The sequence below is a fragment of the Variovorax sp. EL159 genome, from assembly GCF_900100965.1.
GTDB lineage: Bacteria > Pseudomonadota > Gammaproteobacteria > Burkholderiales > Burkholderiaceae_C > Variovorax.
In genome coordinates, this window is sequence record NZ_FMUJ01000003.1 from 25,619 (window position 1) to 40,970 (window position 15,352).

General features: G+C 65.9%; 12 protein-coding genes. 3 read left to right on the forward strand and 9 right to left on the reverse strand.

Annotated elements, in window-relative coordinates:
• Window positions 1-9 precede the first annotated feature (9 nt).
• Together argA and BLQ28_RS12280 are read right to left on the reverse strand one after the other, a co-directional pair.
• Window positions 10-1,356: an amino-acid N-acetyltransferase gene (argA, locus tag BLQ28_RS12275; RefSeq protein ID WP_093239519.1), complete on the reverse strand. Its 1,347-nt coding sequence runs from the start codon at window positions 1,354-1,356 to the stop codon at window positions 10-12.
• A gap of 40 nt (window positions 1,357-1,396) precedes the next feature.
• Window positions 1,397-3,370, reverse strand: a complete 1,974-nt coding sequence (locus BLQ28_RS12280; protein ID WP_093239520.1) for an AAA family ATPase — start codon at window positions 3,368-3,370, stop codon at window positions 1,397-1,399.
• A gap of 471 nt (window positions 3,371-3,841) precedes the next feature.
• On the opposite strand from BLQ28_RS12280, the gene hrpA reads away from it, so the two are divergent.
• The gene (hrpA, locus tag BLQ28_RS12285) at window positions 3,842-7,633 is read left to right on the forward strand and encodes an ATP-dependent RNA helicase HrpA (RefSeq protein ID WP_256327276.1); all 3,792 of its coding nucleotides are present in this window, start codon (window positions 3,842-3,844) and stop codon (window positions 7,631-7,633) included.
• Between the two features lie 70 nt (window positions 7,634-7,703).
• Here hrpA and BLQ28_RS12290 read toward each other — a convergent pair whose 3' ends face one another.
• The 7 genes from BLQ28_RS12290 to lptF all read right to left on the reverse strand — a co-directional run bounded on the left by BLQ28_RS12290 (window position 7,704) and on the right by lptF (window position 13,364).
• Window positions 7,704-7,862, reverse strand: a complete 159-nt coding sequence (locus BLQ28_RS12290) for a DUF3309 family protein (protein WP_093239522.1) — start codon at window positions 7,860-7,862, stop codon at window positions 7,704-7,706.
• A gap of 155 nt (window positions 7,863-8,017) precedes the next feature.
• Entirely contained in the window at window positions 8,018-8,392 is a 375-nt protein-coding gene (locus tag BLQ28_RS12295) for a rard protein (protein WP_256327277.1), read from the reverse strand.
• Between the two features lie 40 nt (window positions 8,393-8,432).
• The gene (locus BLQ28_RS12300; RefSeq protein ID WP_093239525.1) at window positions 8,433-9,608 is read right to left on the reverse strand and encodes a pyridoxal phosphate-dependent aminotransferase; all 1,176 of its coding nucleotides are present in this window, start codon (window positions 9,606-9,608) and stop codon (window positions 8,433-8,435) included.
• Between the two features lie 140 nt (window positions 9,609-9,748).
• A complete protein-coding gene (locus BLQ28_RS12305) occupies window positions 9,749-10,690 on the reverse strand; it encodes a CysB family HTH-type transcriptional regulator (protein ID WP_093239527.1) in 942 nt (313 codons plus the stop codon).
• A 63-nt stretch (window positions 10,691-10,753) separates the two neighbouring features.
• Window positions 10,754-11,131: a sirohydrochlorin chelatase gene (locus tag BLQ28_RS12310; RefSeq protein WP_093239528.1), complete on the reverse strand. Its 378-nt coding sequence runs from the start codon at window positions 11,129-11,131 to the stop codon at window positions 10,754-10,756.
• Window positions 11,128-12,237 carry an LPS export ABC transporter permease LptG gene (gene lptG, locus BLQ28_RS12315; protein WP_093239530.1) on the reverse strand — a complete coding sequence of 370 codons (1,110 nt, stop codon included), beginning with the start codon at window positions 12,235-12,237 and terminating at the stop codon, window positions 11,128-11,130. The genes BLQ28_RS12310 and lptG overlap by 4 nt, the downstream gene beginning before the upstream one ends.
• A complete protein-coding gene (gene lptF, locus BLQ28_RS12320; protein ID WP_093239532.1) occupies window positions 12,234-13,364 on the reverse strand; it encodes an LPS export ABC transporter permease LptF in 1,131 nt (376 codons plus the stop codon). The genes lptG and lptF overlap by 4 nt, the downstream gene beginning before the upstream one ends.
• A gap of 21 nt (window positions 13,365-13,385) precedes the next feature.
• On the opposite strand from lptF, the gene BLQ28_RS12325 reads away from it, so the two are divergent.
• Window positions 13,386-14,915: a leucyl aminopeptidase gene (locus tag BLQ28_RS12325; protein WP_093239533.1), complete on the forward strand. Its 1,530-nt coding sequence runs from the start codon at window positions 13,386-13,388 to the stop codon at window positions 14,913-14,915.
• Window positions 14,912-15,352, forward strand: a complete 441-nt coding sequence (locus BLQ28_RS12330) for a DNA polymerase III subunit chi (protein WP_093239535.1) — start codon at window positions 14,912-14,914, stop codon at window positions 15,350-15,352. The genes BLQ28_RS12325 and BLQ28_RS12330 overlap by 4 nt, the downstream gene beginning before the upstream one ends.

A 15,352-nucleotide genomic window follows, 5' to 3' on the forward strand; every position in this document is an offset into this window, starting at 1 on the left:
AGCGGTTCGTCAGATCTTCTTGACCAGCACCTGGCTCTTGCGGTCCCAGTTGTACTTGCGCTTGCGCGCTTCGGGCAGCCAGTCGGGGTTGACCTGCTGGAAGCCGCGCTTGAGGAACCAGTGCATGGTGCGCGTGGTGAGCACGAAGATGCTTTCCAGGCCCATGGCCTTGGCGCGGTGCTCGATGCGCTTGAGGATGCGCTCGCCGTCGCCCTGCGACTGCGATTGCGGCGACACGGTCAGCGCCGCCATCTCGGCCGTCTTCGCCTCGGGGTAGGGGTAGAGCGCCGCGCAGCCGAAGATCACGCCATCGTGCTCGATCACCGTGTAGTGGCCCACGTCGCGCTCGATCTCGGTGCGGTCGCGCTTGACCAGCGTGCCGTCGCGCTCGAAGGGCTCGATCAGCTGCAGGATGCCGCCGATGTCGTCGACCGAGGCTTCGCGCAGGCTTTCGAGCTTTTCGTCGATCACCATGGTGCCGACGCCGTCGTGCACATAGATCTCGAGCAGCAGCGAACCGTCGAGCGCGAAGGGCAGGATGTGGTTGCGCTCCACGCCGGCCTTGCAGGCCTTCACGCAGTGCTGCAGGTAGAAGGCGGTGTCGGTCGGGCGCTGCGCGGGCGGCAGCGAGGCGAGCAGCTTTTCGGCGGCGTCCAGCGGCAGCTCGGTGTCGATCGGGTTGTCCTCGCTCTCGGGCAGCTCGCTGTCCATGCGGATACCCGGGATCTCGGTCAAGAAGATCAGCTTGTCGGCCTGGATGGAAATGGCGACGCTGGTGGCGACCTCTTCCATCGTCAAGTTGAAGGCCTCGCCGGTGGGCGAGAAGCCGAAGGGCGACATCAGCACCATCGCGCCGAAGTCGAGCGTGCGGCGGATGCCGGCTGCGTCGACCTTGCGCACCAGCCCCGAATGCTTGAAGTCGACGCCGTCGACCACGCCCACGGGGCGCGCGGTGATGAAGTTGCCCGAGATCACCCGCACCGTCGAGCCGGCCATCGGCGTGTTCGGCAGGCCCTGGCTGAAGGCGGCTTCGATCTCGTAGCGCAACTGGCCGGCGGCCTCTTGCGCGGAGTCGAGCGCCACGGCGTCGGTAATGCGGATGCCGTGCGAGTACTGCGCCTGGTGGCCCTTGGCGGCCAACTGCTCGTTGACCTGCGGGCGGAAGCCGTGCACCAGCACGATCTTGACGCCCATGCTCTGGATCAGCGCCAAGTCTTGCGCGATGTTCTGCAGCTTGCCCGCCGCAATGGCCTCGCCCGCCAGCCCGACCACGAAAGTCTTACCGCGATGCGTGTGGATGTAGGGCGCGACCGAGCGGAACCAGGGCACGAAGGTGAAATTGAAGACGGTGGACATGGGGCGTGATTGTGCATTCATGGAGCGAGATTTGCCTGACTCAGGCCAGGGCCTTGAGCACCCGGGCCGCACTGGCCTTCGGACCCCTGGCGCGGGCCGGTGCCGGGACGGCGGCCACCTGCGAACGGAACTCCGCCAGCAGCGCGGCGTAGGCGTCGGTCGACTCGCCGGGCACGGATGCCGGCAGGCCGAGCATGGCCGCCAGTTCGGCGGGCGCGATCGAGCCCTCGCGCATCAGCGCATCGACCACCGCCATCAGCGCCGGCGTGTGCGTTTTGAGCAGCGCCAGCGCGCGCGCATGCTCCTGCGTCAGCAGGGCCTCGATCTCGGGGTTGGTGGCCTCCAGATCGGTGTTCAGGTTGTCGTTCGGGTCGTTGGCGACGTCGGTGCGGCTCAGGCGCGTGCCGAAGGCGAAGTGGCGCACGTACTGCGCGGCGTTCGACGTGGCCTGCATGAAGTCCTGCGACGCGCCCGAGGTGCAGGCCTGCTCGCCGAACACCAGTTGCTCGGCCGCGCGGCCTGCCAGGCTCACGCAGATGCGGTCGCGCAGGTTCTCCTTCGACCAGGTCTTGCGCTGCTCGTAGCTGTTGTAGCCGCCCTCGAACGAGGCCACGTTGATCTTGATCTCTTGCGGTGCGCGGCCGAACAGCACGCCGTAGATCACGCCGTGGCCTGCCTCGTGCACGGCGAGCAGGGCGCGAAAGTCTTCGCTCGAACGCTGCTTGAGGCGGTTGAGTTCCAGCGCGATCGGGAACTGTCGTCGCGCCTTGCGGTACTTGGCCGCGATGCACGGGACGTCGGGGTCCAGCGTCAGCCACACCGGCTCGCTGCCGTTGGCGCCGTGCTCCAGCGCCCACAGCGCGGCGTTGACCAGCGTCGCGCTCAGGATCGCGTGGATCGACGAGAACAGCGGGCGCGTGCCCTGCGCCGGGAACACGGCGTTGGCGTAGATCTGCTCGTACACGCTGGCGTCGAGCACGAAGCGCACGCCCGAGCTTTCCTGGATCTCGGCCACGTAGCGGTCGCAGATCGACAGGATCAGGCGCACGTAGGTCGCGCGGTTGAACGAGGGGTAGATCACGTGGTTGTTGCCAAGGCGCGCGATCTGCTCGGGGCGAAAGCGCTCGGCCAGCGCCTTCTTGACGTCGATGACCGAGAGCTTCTTGGTCAGCGCATGGAAGATGTCGGCGTCGGTGTCGCAGTCTTCGACGCGCTGCGCCGTCTCGGCGTACATCTCGTCGAGGTTGCCCGAGACGAACACCAGCAGCTTGCTGTAGTCGGTTTCCCAGCTCTGCTGCGTGTCGCGGAAGGCGCGCAGGCGCGCGTGCACCTCGGCGGGCTTCCACGCCATGATCTGCAGCAGGGTTTCGGACAGCTTCAGGCAGCGCTTCACTTCGCGTGCCTCCCAGGGCGACAGGTGCAGCTTGCGCTTCTTGCCGTCCTTCTTCTTGTCGGCGGGGCCGTCGCGGTCCTGCACGAACTCGGCCTGGGCGAGCGACGATTCGATCTCGCCCAGCATCGACAGCGCGGGCGGCAGGCGGCCATCGGACAGCAGTGCCCACACGTCCTGGTAGCGCTCGACCTTGGCGTCGTGGCCGCCGTTGTCGACGGTGCGAAAGCGCTGGAACTCGTCGAGCACCAGGATGCCCGGCGTGCCCTCGGCAATGCCCGATTCGGCCAGCATGGCCGAGATCGAACCGCGGCTGTGGTAGCCCGAGCCGTGGCTGAAGCCGTCCATCTGCACTTCGATGAAGCGGTCGTAGAAGCCCAGGTGCTGCGCGAGCTTGCGCACCAGCTGCGTCTTGCCGGTGCCGGTCAGGCCCCAGAGGCAGACGATGACGGGGCGGCTGATGAGCTGGGGTAGCACATACCAGGCGCGCAGCGAATCGATCACGCGATCGATGATGTCGTCGATGCCGAAGAGCTCGGTCTTCAGCGCTTCGGCGACGGTCTGCAGGTGCCGCGTGCGCTCTGAGAGCTGGGCATGCAGGTCGGAATGAATGTCTTTGGACATGATTTTTTTATGAAACGAACAGGTACGAAAAAGCGGCCGCTCCTTCGGGGTGAAGGACACGGCAGGCAGACGCTGTGGGATTCAGTTGCGGCGCTTCTGTGCTCGAAGCGCGCACAAGGGCGCGGGCTTCAGGCCGGGCGAGGCAACTTGACCCGTCCATGCGCGGCGAGCGCATGGCTTGCGCAGCGACGGCGCAAGGTGGTGGGGGCAAGGCGATAGGACATGGGGTGCGATCGTAGTGGCGGTTTGCGGCGGAGTAAAGACTATTTACGCCGCGTGTTGCAACGAAGCCGCGCGCTGTGGATGTCGTGCAACAACCGCGGTGGCCGTCGATAATCGACGGTTTGCCTGCCTGCCCTCGTGCAGGCGGCGCACGCGACCGACGACGACTGCCTTCCCTTGACGACCACGACACCCCTTCGCATCGAATTCCCCGAATCGCTCCCTGTCTCGGGCAGGCGCGACGAAATCATGGCCGCCATCTTGGCGAACCAGGTCGTGATCGTTTGCGGTGAAACAGGCTCGGGCAAGACCACGCAGCTGCCGAAGATCGCGCTGGCTCTTGGCCGCGGCAAGCTCAATGCCGAGCCGGGCAAGGGCCGGCTGATCGGCCACACGCAGCCGCGCCGCATCGCCGCGAGCTCGGTGGCCAAGCGCATCGCCGAAGAGCTGAAGACGCCGCTGGGCGATGTGGTCGGCTTCAAGGTGCGCTTCCAGGACCGCCTGAGCCGCGACGCCTCGGTCAAGCTCATGACCGACGGCATCCTGCTCGCGGAGACGCAGACCGATCCGCTGCTCAAGGCCTACGACACGCTCATCATCGACGAGGCCCACGAGCGCTCGCTGAACATCGACTTTCTGCTCGGCTACTTGCGCGAGATTCTTCCGCGCCGTCCCGACCTGAAGGTGATCGTGACCTCGGCGACCATCGACGCCGATCGCTTCGCGCAGCACTTCGCGTCGGCCAAGGGACCGGCGCCGATCATCTACGTGTCGGGCCGCACCTTTCCGGTGGAGCAGCGCTATCGCCCGTTCGAGGAATCGCGCGAGCATGACCTGAACGACGCGATCGCCGATGCCGTCGACGAACTCTGGCGCGACCCGCACAACGCGGGCGACATCCTCGTGTTCCTCCCCGGCGAGCGCGAAATTCGCGAGGCGGCCGACCACCTGCGCCGCCACCTGAGCCACCAGCCGCTGCTTCGCAACGCCGAGGTGCTGCCGCTGTTCGCGCGCCTGTCGGGCCCTGAGCAAGACCGCATCTTCGACAGCCACACGGGCCGGCGCATCGTGCTCGCCACCAACGTCGCCGAGACATCACTCACCGTGCCGGGCACCCGTTACGTGATCGACACCGGCACGGCGCGCGTCAAGCGCTACAGCTTCCGCAGCAAGGTCGAGCAGCTGCTGGTCGAGCCAATCAGCCAGGCTGCCGCCAACCAGCGCGCGGGCCGTTGCGGCCGCGTGGCCAACGGCATCTGCGTTCGCCTCTACGACGAGAAAGACTTCGAAGGCCGCCCGCGCTTCACCGATCCGGAAATCCTGCGCTCCTCACTCGCGGGCGTGATCCTGCGCATGAAGTCGCTGCGCCTGGGCGACGTGGCGCGCTTCCCATTCCTCGAAGCGCCGTCGCCGCGCGCCATCGCCGACGGCTACCAGTTGCTCAACGAACTCGGCGCGGTCGACGACGCCAACGAACTCACGGCCACCGGTGCCGAGCTGGCCAAGCTGCCGCTCGATCCGCGCGTGGGCCGGATGATCCTGGAGGCCCGCACGCGCGGCGCGCTCGAAGAAGTGCTTGTCATCGCCTCCGCCCTCAGCGTGCAGGACGTGCGCGACCGGCCGATGGAAGCCCAGCAGCAGGCCGACCAGGCGCATTCGAAGTTCGACGACGAGAAGAGCGAATTCAGCGGCTACCTGCGGCTGTGGAAATGGATCGCCGACGCACGCGGCGGCCACGGTGACACGCACAAGCTCAGCAACCGCCAGTACGAGCAGTTGCTGCGGCAGAACTTCATCAACATCCGCCGCGTGCGCGAATGGCGCGACATTCACTCGCAGCTGCTCACGGTGGTGACCGAGCACAAGTGGCGCATCAATGCCGAGCCTGCGGGCTACGAGCCGCTGCACCTGTCGATGCTCGCGGGCCTGCTGGGCAACGTCGGCTGGAAGCTGGAAGACGACGAGGCCTACCTCGGTGCGCGCGGCATCAAGTTCTACAAGCACCCAGGTGCTCACCTGAAGAAGAAGCCCGGTCGCTGGATCGTTGCGGCCGAGCTGGTCGAGACCACGCGCCTGTTTGGTCGCGGCATCGCCAACATCGAACCGCAGTGGCTGGAGCAGGTGGCGGGCCATCTGCTGAAGAAGCAGCTGCTCGATCCGCATTGGGAGAAGAAGGGCGCGCAGGTTTCCGCGCTGGAGCGGGCCACGCTGTATGGGCTGGTGGTCTACAGCGGGCGCCGCGTTGATTTCACCAAGGTCGATCCGGTCGCGGCGCGCGAGATCTTCATCCGCGAAGCACTGGTCGGCGGCCAGTGGGAAAGCAAGTTCCCATTTCTCACGGCCAACCGCAAGCTGGTGCGCGAGGTCGAGGGGCTGGAGCACAAATCGCGCCGGCAAGACGTGCTGGTCGACGACGAACTGATCTTTGCCTTCTACGACGCGCAACTGCCAGCCGACGTGGCCAGCGGCATCACCTTCGAGAACTGGTATCGCCACGCATCGAGGGAGCAGCCGCGTCTGCTGTACCTGACGCGCGATGAGCTGATGCGCCACCAGGCGGCGGGCATCACGACGCAGTCGTTCCCGCCCACCCTGCGGCTCGGCGGTGTCGATTGCGCCGCCAGCTACCTACACGAGCCCGGCGACGCGAAAGACGGCCTGACCGTCAGCGTGCCGCTGTTCGTGCTCAACCAGGTGAGCGAAGAGCGTTGCGAGTGGCTCGTGACCGGCATGCTCAAGGACAAGATCCAGGCGCTGCTCAAGAGCCTGCCGCAGCGTCCGCGTTCGCGGCTGGTGCCGCTGCCCGAGTCGGCGTCGAAGCTGGCCGAGGCATTGTCGGTGCCCGAACTGTTCGGCACCGGTTCGCTGACCGATGTGCTGCTCAAGCGCGTGCGCGACATGACGAGCATCGACGTCAAGCGCGCCGACTTCAAGCTCGATATGCTGCCGCCGCACCTGTTCATGAACCTGCGCGTGATCGACGAGCACGGGCGGCAGCTCGGCATGGGGCGCAACCTTGGTGCGCTGAAGGCGGAGCTGGGTGCGCAGGCACGCGGTGCGTTCCAGGCGCTGGCGGGGCTCAACGTCAAGGCGTCACCCGAGAAGAAGACAGCGGCTTCGGCCGATGGGCAGCCGCAGGCAAGCGCGAAGAAGAATGCCGCGGCCGAGCCGGCCGTCGCGGCCTTGCCCGCAGGCCAGCGTTACACGACCTGGACTTTCGGCGAGCTGCCCGAGCTGATGGAAGTGCGCCGTGGCTCGCAATCGCTGATCGGCTTCCCTGCGTTGCGCGATGAAGGCGACGCCGTGACCATCGAGGTGTTCGACGAGCCGGCCGTGGCCGCCGCCAAGCACCGCGCCGGTCTGCGCCGCCTGTTCGCGCTGCAGCTGAAAGACGCGCTCAAGTACCTCGAGAAGAACATTCCCGACTTGCAGAAGATGTCGGTGGCCTACATGCCGCTCGGCACGTCTGAAGAATTGCGCACCCAGATCATCGACGTGGCGATCGACCGAGCCTTCCTGCAGGAGCCTCTGCCCACCGACGAGTTCGCCTTCAAGAAGCGGCTCGAAGAGGGCCGTGGCCGCCTCACGCTGATCGCCAACGAGGTGGCGCGGCTCGCGTCGATCATCCTCGTCGAGTACGCCGCCGCCGCACGCAAGATCAAGGACACGAAGATCCAGCCCGAAGCCGTGCAGGACGCCGCGCAGCAACTGCAACGGCTGGTCGGCAAGCGCTTCATCGCCGATGCGCCCTGGACGCAGCTGCAGCACTTTGCGCGCTACCTGAAGGCGATCGTGCTGCGGCTCGACAAGCTGCGCGCCGACCCTGCGCGCGACACCGCCAAGCTGTCCGAACTGCGCCCGCAGGACCAGCGCTATTGGCGCCTGGTGGCGGAGCGCAAGGGCGTGGTGGACGACCGCATGCTCGAGTTCCGCTGGCTGCTCGAAGAGCTGCGCGTGAGCTTCTTCGCGCAGGAGCTGCGCACGCCGCAACCCGTGAGCGTGAAGCGGCTGGACAAGGCCTGGGCGCAACTGCAGGCCTGACGGGGCCGGTGCCACAAGACAAAGAAAAAGCCCGCAGCGCGGGCTTTTTCATTGGGGGGATGCGATGGGCCTATATGCGTCCCATGAGCACGAGGATCACCACGATCAGCACCACCAGCCCCAGGCCGCCGCTGGGCCCGTAGCCCCATGACCGGCTGTAGCCCCAGCTCGGCAGTGCGCCTATCAATATCAGGATCAGGACGATCAACAGAATGAACGAGAGCGACATGTTTTCTCCTGGGACGTTGTTGTGACGAGCCTTGATGCTCATCGTCTCCAGGGGCATGAAGCGCGGGAGGGGCGGCCCTCCGACGGTCAGGGCCGTCCTACTGCGGTGTCGGCGCTTTGCCGGCTCGCTTGCAGGCAGGCGCAGTACCGCGAGGCCTATCTTCGGACCAGCACCTGCTCGGTCAGCAAGGTGCCCGCGGCCGAGAGCAGGAGGCCCGCGAGCAGAAAACCGAGCGCCCACAGCGTGGCCACCAGGGCGAGTCGCCAGGGGCGCGTACGGAAGAAGTAGATCGGTAGACCCAGCAACGGGAAGAGGCCGGCGACCAGCGCCGAGCGGCCGGGCGGGACGACGCCGCGTGCCAGCGCTTCGGCCCTGCACCACGTGTAGCACAGCGCCCCGATGACGAAGGCATGGACGACATCGACCACGGTGTAGTCCTTGCCCCGCAGCGGCGGAAGGAATGCATCTGCCACGCCCGCGACGAAGAAAGACGCACCCAGCAGCAACAAGACCCAACGCGGACGATTCATCGTCATGCCAGTGTTGCCTGCTGCAGGGCGGTTGCCGACGTCAGAGCCGCGCGAGCCGGTCCAGCGCGGCGAGCAGCGTCTCGTCTTTCTTGGCGAAGCAGAAGCGCACCACGCGCTGGTCGAAGCCATCGCCGTAGAAGGCCGACAGCGGGATCGCCGCCACGCCGATCTCGCTGGTGAGCCAGAGGCAGAAATCGGCCTCGGACAGATCGCTCACGGCCGAGATGTCGACGCACTGGAAGTAGCTGCCTTCGCTGCGCAGCAGCTTGAATCGCGTCTTCTCGGCCAGGCCGGCGGCGAACAGGTCGCGCTTGCGCTGGTAGAAAGCCGGCAGTTCGAGGTACGGCTTCGGGTCGGCCATGTACCGTGCCAGTGCGTGCTGCATCGGCGTGTTGACGGTGAACACATTGAACTGGTGCACCTTGCGGAACTCGGCCATCAGCGGCGCCGGCGCGGCCACGAAGCCCACCTTCCAGCCGGTGACGTGGTAGGTCTTGCCGAAGCTGCTCACGATGAAGCTGCGTGCCGCAAGGCCGGGGTAGCGCGCCACGCTCTCGTGCCGCGCCTGGTCGAAGACCATGTGCTCGTAGACCTCGTCGGCGATCACGAACACGTCGGTCGGCGCGAGCAGCTCTTCGAGCTTGCGCATCTCGGCGTCGGTCCAGACCGTGGCGCTCGGGTTGTGCGGCGTGTTGATGATGATCGCGCGTGTGCGCGGCGTGAGCGCGGCTGCGATCTTGTCGAAGTCGGGGCGGAAGGTGCCGGGCACCAGCGGCACGCGCACCACGCGGCCACCGGCCAGGTCGATGTTGGGCACGTAGCTGTCGTAGCAGGGCTCCAGCACGATCACTTCGTCGCCAGGCCGCACGATGGCGAGGATGGCCGTGATGATGGCCTGCGTGGCGCCGGCGGTGACAGTGATCTCGGTGGCCGCGCTGTAGCTGTGGCCATAGAGCGCCGAGATCTTGGCCGAGATGGCATCGCGCAGTGCCGGGATGCCGGGCATCGGCGGGTACTGGTTATGGCCCGCGGCCATGGCGGCCGTCACGTCTTCGAGCAGCTTCGGATCGCAGTTGAAATCCGGAAAACCCTGGCCCAGGTTGACCGCGTTCTTCTCGACGGCCAGCGTCGACATGACCGTGAAGATGGTGGTGCCGACAGCCGGCAGCTTAGTGGTGATCCCGGGCGTGCGGGGAGAAGAAAGAACGGTACTCATGGTGGTCGTAGGTTCGGATGTTCTGCCGCCTCGCACTCCTTCGTGGAACACCGCGGAACCGGCTTTGCCGGGCCGCTGGTGTTGCCCCCTGGAAGGGGGGTGGCGTAGCGACACGAAGTGCGCGAAGACTGGGGGTGATCCTATAGCTCGTAGTCTTGTTGATGGCCGCTCAGGGCCTTGGCGATCAGGTTGCGGTCGAGCCGGTCGGACAGCAGTTCTGCGAACTTGAAGACGAAGTTGCGCAGGTAGGCGCTGCGCTTGAAGGCGACACGCGCAATATTCTGGCCGAACACATGGCCCATCGGGCGCACCACGAGGTCGGCATTCGACTCGTCGCGCACCGCCATTTCGGCCACGATGCCCACGCCCAGCCCGAGGCGCACGTAGGTCTTGATCACGTCGGAGTCGATCGCCTCGAGCGCGATGCGCGGGGTGAGCTTCTTCTGCGCGAAGGCGTGGTCGATGCGCGTGCGGCCGGTGAACGACGGGTGGTAGGTGATGATCGGTTCGCTCGCCAGGTCTTCGAGCGACACGCGCTCTTTGGCCGCCAGCGGATGGTCCTTGGGCAGCACCAGCACGTGCTGCCATTCGTAGCAGGGCAGCGTCACCAGCTCGGCATAGCCGTCGAGCGACTCCGTGGCGATGCCGATCTCGGCGATCTCGTCGATCACCATGCGCGCCACCTGGTCGGGCGAGCCCTGGTGCAGGCTGACGTTGACCTTCGGGTACGCCTCGCGCAGGTTGGCCACGGGCACCGGCAACACGTAGCGGGCCTGGGTGTGGGTGGTGGCAATCGAAAGGGTGCCGCTGTCTTGTGCGCTGAACTGTTCGCCGATGCGCTTGAGGTTGCCGACCTCCCGCATGATCAGTTCGATGCTGGCGATGACGTGCTGGCCCGGTTCGGTCACGCGCTTGAGCCGCTTGCCGTGGCGCGCGAAGATTTCGACGCCCAGCTCTTCCTCGAGTTCGATGATCGCCTTGGAGACGCCCGGTTGCGAGGTATGCAGCGCCTTGGCCGCCTCGGTGAGGTTCAGGTTGCGCCGCACGGCTTCCTGAACAAACTTGAACTGATGCAGATTCATATCAAATTCCGTCTTATTGCGGAATTCATTATGCCTTCGGAATCTATCGAAATTGCCGGATGTTCAGGATTTGATGGCAATTTTGGCCAGCAGGTCGACCAGTTCGGGCTCTTCGCCCACGATGCGGGCGAGCGTGAAGTCGATGTCGGGCCAGCGCTGCCGCAGCGCCTCGATCTGCAGCGGGAGGTCTTCGCGGGCGTGCTTGCCCATGCCCAGGAACAGCGGAACCACGCGGATGGCACGCGCGCCGCTGGCAATCAGCGCGGCGGTTGCCGTCGGCAGGTCGGGCGTGGCCAGTTCCATGTAGGCGCAGGTCACGCGGGCGTCGGGCGCGTACTGGCACACGCGCGCGGCCACGGCTTCGATCGGCTGGCGCCAGCGCTCGTCGCGCGAACCGTGCGCCAGCAGGACGATGCCCAGCACCGATCCGGCGGGGGTCATCTTCGCAAGACCAGCCAGCTGAAGGCCGTCAACGACATCACCGAATAGATCATTCCCGGCGCGGCGGCCGTCAGCCATGGCGACCAGTTGCTGAGATTGCCGAGGTAGCCGAACACGTTGTTCAGCAGGAAGAAGCTGATGCCGATCATCACGCCGCCGAACACGTAGGTGGTGATGCCGGCCTGGCGGAAGTGCAGGTAGGCAAAGGGCAGGGCGAGCACCACCATCACCAGACACGAGAGCGGGTAGAACACCTTGCGCCAGAACTCGATCTCGTAGCGCTGCGCGGTCTGGCCGTTGGCATCCAGGTGGCGGATGTAGTCGAACAGGTCGATGGTGCTCATGCGGTCCGGCCGCAGCAGCGCGACCGACACCATTTCGGCGGTCAGCGAGGTGGGCCAGTCCATCTGCGGGATCTTGGTGGTGGTGATGTGGGCGGTGTCGTTCTTGCCGCTCGTGTCGTAGTCCTGCTGCTCGATGTCCGACAGCACCCAGTGGCCGTCGTAGATGCGCGCGCTGCTGACGGCCAGTTGCCTGTTCACGTAGCCGTTCGGGTCGAACTCGAAGATGCGCGCATTGCGAAGTTCGCCGTCGCGGGAAATCGACAGCACGTTGACCGCATACGACATGTTGTCGCGTTTCTCCTTGAGCCAGGCGCCGGTGTTGCCGACGAACGAATAGGTCCCCTGGTAGCGCGACTTGATCAGTTGGCCCGTGCGGCCGGAGATCGGCGCCACGTAGTCGCCGACCGCAAAGGTCAGGATGACGAAGCCCATGCCCAGCAGCAGCAACGTGCGCAGCGCACGCCAGGGGCCCAGGCCGCTGGTGCGCAGGATGGTGTATTCCGAACTCTGCGCGAGCCGCGCCATCACGAAGATGCAGCCGATCAGCACGGTGATCGGCAGCAATTCGTAGAGGTGGTTCGGGATCATCAGCGTGACGTAGATGAGCGCCTGCATCGGCCCGTAGGCCAGGCTCTCCGGCCTGCCGACGGACTGAAGCTCGTCGACGAAGTCGAAGAAGAAGAACAGGCTCAGAAAGCCGAGCGTCACGAAGGCAACGGCCTTCAGTGCCTCGACGTAGATCAGGCGTCGGATGGTTTTCACGAGGTAGGGTCGATCTTTGGAGGCGAGAGCGTCTGCGGCAAGCTTGCGCGGACTGTCTTCTTGCGGCTCCAGTTGTTGTTGCGCAGGGTCAGCCAGACCATGGCGGCGAGGAACACACCGCCGTGCAGCAGGAGCATGAAGGAGCCCAGGCCATAACGCCCGGCGCTGACCCAGCTCTGCCCGAGGTTGAGCATGTTGTAGTAAAGAATGAACGCGAAGAGCGCCAGCACCATGTTGCCGCTGCGGCCCACGCGCGGGTTGCCGCTGGACACCGTCAGCGCAAGCAACACGAAATTGATGGCGGCCAGCAGCATGCCGAGGCGCCAGCCCAGTTCGCCGAGGTTGGCGTCGTTGGGTTCGCGAAGAAGCGCAAGGGTGTTGAGGGCGCGCGGTGGCGTCGTGTTGTCGGTCAGGCCGGAGCTGCCGCCGGCCCGGGTGCCGTAGGTCTTGAACTCGCTGATCTTGAGAGGTTCGGTCGGCGTGAAGGGGCGTTCCAGGCGCTGGCCGTTCTCCAGGATCAGGTACTTGCTATCGCCGATGGTGTCGATGTGGCCGCTGCGTGCCGACGTGGTGACCTGCTTGAGGGTTTCCATCGACCAGATGAAGACGTTCGTGGCCGTGGCGTCGCCCGGCGTTTCCTTGTCGACGAAGAAGACGCGGATGCGCCCGGCCGACTCGCGGAACTCTCCTGGCGAGACGCGTTCGATGTCGCTGCGCTGCTCGTACTGCTGGCGCATGCCGATGGTCTGCGAGTTGGCCCATGGCCAGCCGATCAGCGCCATGGCGGTGATCAGCACCAGCACCGGCCAGGCAAAGCGGAACAGCGGCTTCACGAAGTCCACCAGCCCGCGTCCGCTGGAGAACCAGATCACCATTTCGCTGTCGCGGTACATGCGCGAGAGCGTCCCGACGATGGCGATGAACAGGCTCAGGCTCAGGATGGTCGGCATGTAGCCGAGCACCGTGTAGGCCATCACGAGGAACACCTCCTGCGGATTCACACTGCCCTTGGACGCGAGCCCGAGGGTACGGATGAGCATCATGGTCATCACGATGGTGACCAGAACCACGAGGGTCGCTCCGAAGCTGCGCGACAGCTCCTTGCGTAGGGAAGAATGGAATAACATCGTTCGAGGAAAAAAAGGATTATGGACTTTCAACTCAAGACCCTCACCGTCGCCCAGGCTGCAGCCGAGAAATCCGATGTCCTGATCGTGCTCGTCGGCAGCGCTCCCCTCACCACCAAAGACCCGCTTTCCGTGCTGGCCGCCAGTGCCCGCAAGGCCGGCGACCTGCCCGACAAGGCCGGCAAGCTGCTCACGCTGTACCGCCCCGACGACGTCGTGGCGTCGCGCGTCGTGTTCGCGGCCATCGGCGACGGCAAGCTCGCGTCGGTGCGCAGCGGCGTGACCGCGGCAGTCAATGCGGTCAAGGCTCAGGGGCCGAAACGGGTGGTCGTGGTGTTCGCGCAGGCCGCGGACGGCACCGCAGTGGCTGGCGCCGTCACGGCCGCGGCCGATGCCAGCTATGTCTACACCACCACCAAGTCGAAAGCCGAGCCGCGCAGCATCCGCCACCTGACCGTCGGCGTGGCCGATGCTTCCGGCGTGAACGGTGCTTTCAATGAGGCCCGTGCCACCGTGCTGGGCATCGAACTGGCCAAGGAGTGGGGCAACCGGCCCGCCAACCATGCCACCCCCACGCTGCTTGGCGAAGCCGCCAAGGACCTTGCCAAGCTGCCGCGCATCAAGTGCGAGGTGCTCGGCCCGAAGGAAGTCGAAAAGCTCGGCATGGGTTCGTTCGCTGCAGTGGCCCAAGGCTCGGCCGAGCCGCTGCGCTTCATCGTGCTCCGCTACCAGGGCGCGTCGAAAGATCAGGCGCCCGTCGTGCTGGTCGGCAAGGGCATCACTTTCGATACCGGCGGCGTGTCGCTCAAGCCGGCGGCCGAGATGGACGAGATGAAGTTCGACATGTGCGGCGCCGCGAGCGTGCTCGGCACCTTCCGCGCGCTCGGCGACATCCAGCCCGCCATCAATGTTGTCGGTCTCATTCCCTCGTGCGAAAACATGAACGACGGCAAGGCTGTCAAGCCGGGCGACGTGGTGACCAGCATGAGCGGGCAGACCATCGAGGTGCTCAACACCGACGCCGAAGGCCGCCTTATCCTGTGCGATGCGTTGACCTATGCCAAGCGCTTCGACCCGGCCGCGGTGATCGACATCGCCACGCTGACTGGCGCCTGCGTGGTGGCGCTCGGCGGTGTGCGCAGCGGATTGTTCTCGAGCGACGAGACGCTGGCCTCGGCACTCGAAGCAGCCGGCGAGGCATCGCAAGACCGCTGCTGGCGCCTGCCGCTCGACGACGACTACGCCGAAGGCCTCAAGAGCAACTTCGCCGACGTGGCCAACATCGCGGGCCGTGCCGGTGGCGCGATCACCGCCGCCAAGTTCCTGCAGCGTTTTGCCAGTGACTTCCCGTGGGCGCACCTGGACATCGCGGGCACCGCCTGGAAGAGCGGGGCGGCCAAGGGCTCAACCGGTCGACCGGTGGGCCTGCTGGTGTCCTACCTGACGAATCGCGCGAGCAGCGGTGCGGCCGACACGGCCGCGAAGGCTGAACGCAAGGCGTCGTCGAAGGCTTCGGATGCGCCGGCTCGAAAGGCCCGGTCCGCAAAGTGACGGAAATCGGCTTTCACTACAACGCGCCCGACAAGCTGAACTATGCCTGCCGGCTGGTTCGCAAGGCCGTCAATGCGCGCGGCCTGCGCGTGGTGGTCGTGGGCGACCCGCAGATGCTGGACGCAGTGGATGCCGCCCTTTGGCAGCTGTCGCCCGTGGACTTCGTCGCGCATTGCCGCGGCGATGCGCCGGCGCATGTTGTCGCCCGTTCGCCGGTCGTTCTTTCCGTGGACGGCGCCGATGCGACGGCGTTGCCGCACCGCGAGATGCTGGTGAACCTCGGCCTCGAAGTGCCTGCCGGTTTCGAGCGCTACGAGCGCCTCATCGACATCGTGAGCGACGAGACCAACGACCGACAGGTCGGTCGCTCGCGCTGGCGCCACTATGCCGACCGCGGCTACACCATCCAGCCGCACGACTTCGCAAAGAGCTCCTGA

Excerpts from the sequence above, each read along its gene's own strand:
- BLQ28_RS12310 (WP_093239528.1), bottom strand. The coding sequence starts at position 11,131 with ATGACCCCCGCCGGATCGGTGCTGGGCATCGTCCTGCTGGCGCACGGT.
- argA (WP_093239519.1), bottom strand. The coding sequence starts at position 1,356 with ATGTCCACCGTCTTCAATTTCACCTTCGTGCCCTGGTTCCGCTCGGTC.
- BLQ28_RS12280 (WP_093239520.1), bottom strand. The coding sequence starts at position 3,370 with ATGTCCAAAGACATTCATTCCGACCTGCATGCCCAGCTCTCAGAGCGC.
- BLQ28_RS12305 (WP_093239527.1), bottom strand. The coding sequence starts at position 10,690 with ATGAATCTGCATCAGTTCAAGTTTGTTCAGGAAGCCGTGCGGCGCAAC.
- BLQ28_RS12290 (WP_093239522.1), bottom strand. The coding sequence starts at position 7,862 with ATGTCGCTCTCGTTCATTCTGTTGATCGTCCTGATCCTGATATTGATA.
- BLQ28_RS12325 (WP_093239533.1), top strand. The coding sequence starts at position 13,386 with ATGGACTTTCAACTCAAGACCCTCACCGTCGCCCAGGCTGCAGCCGAG.
- lptF (WP_093239532.1), bottom strand. The coding sequence starts at position 13,364 with ATGTTATTCCATTCTTCCCTACGCAAGGAGCTGTCGCGCAGCTTCGGA.
- BLQ28_RS12300 (WP_093239525.1), bottom strand. The coding sequence starts at position 9,608 with ATGAGTACCGTTCTTTCTTCTCCCCGCACGCCCGGGATCACCACTAAG.
- BLQ28_RS12295 (WP_256327277.1), bottom strand. The coding sequence starts at position 8,392 with ATGAATCGTCCGCGTTGGGTCTTGTTGCTGCTGGGTGCGTCTTTCTTC.
- hrpA (WP_256327276.1), top strand. The coding sequence starts at position 3,842 with ATGGCCGCCATCTTGGCGAACCAGGTCGTGATCGTTTGCGGTGAAACA.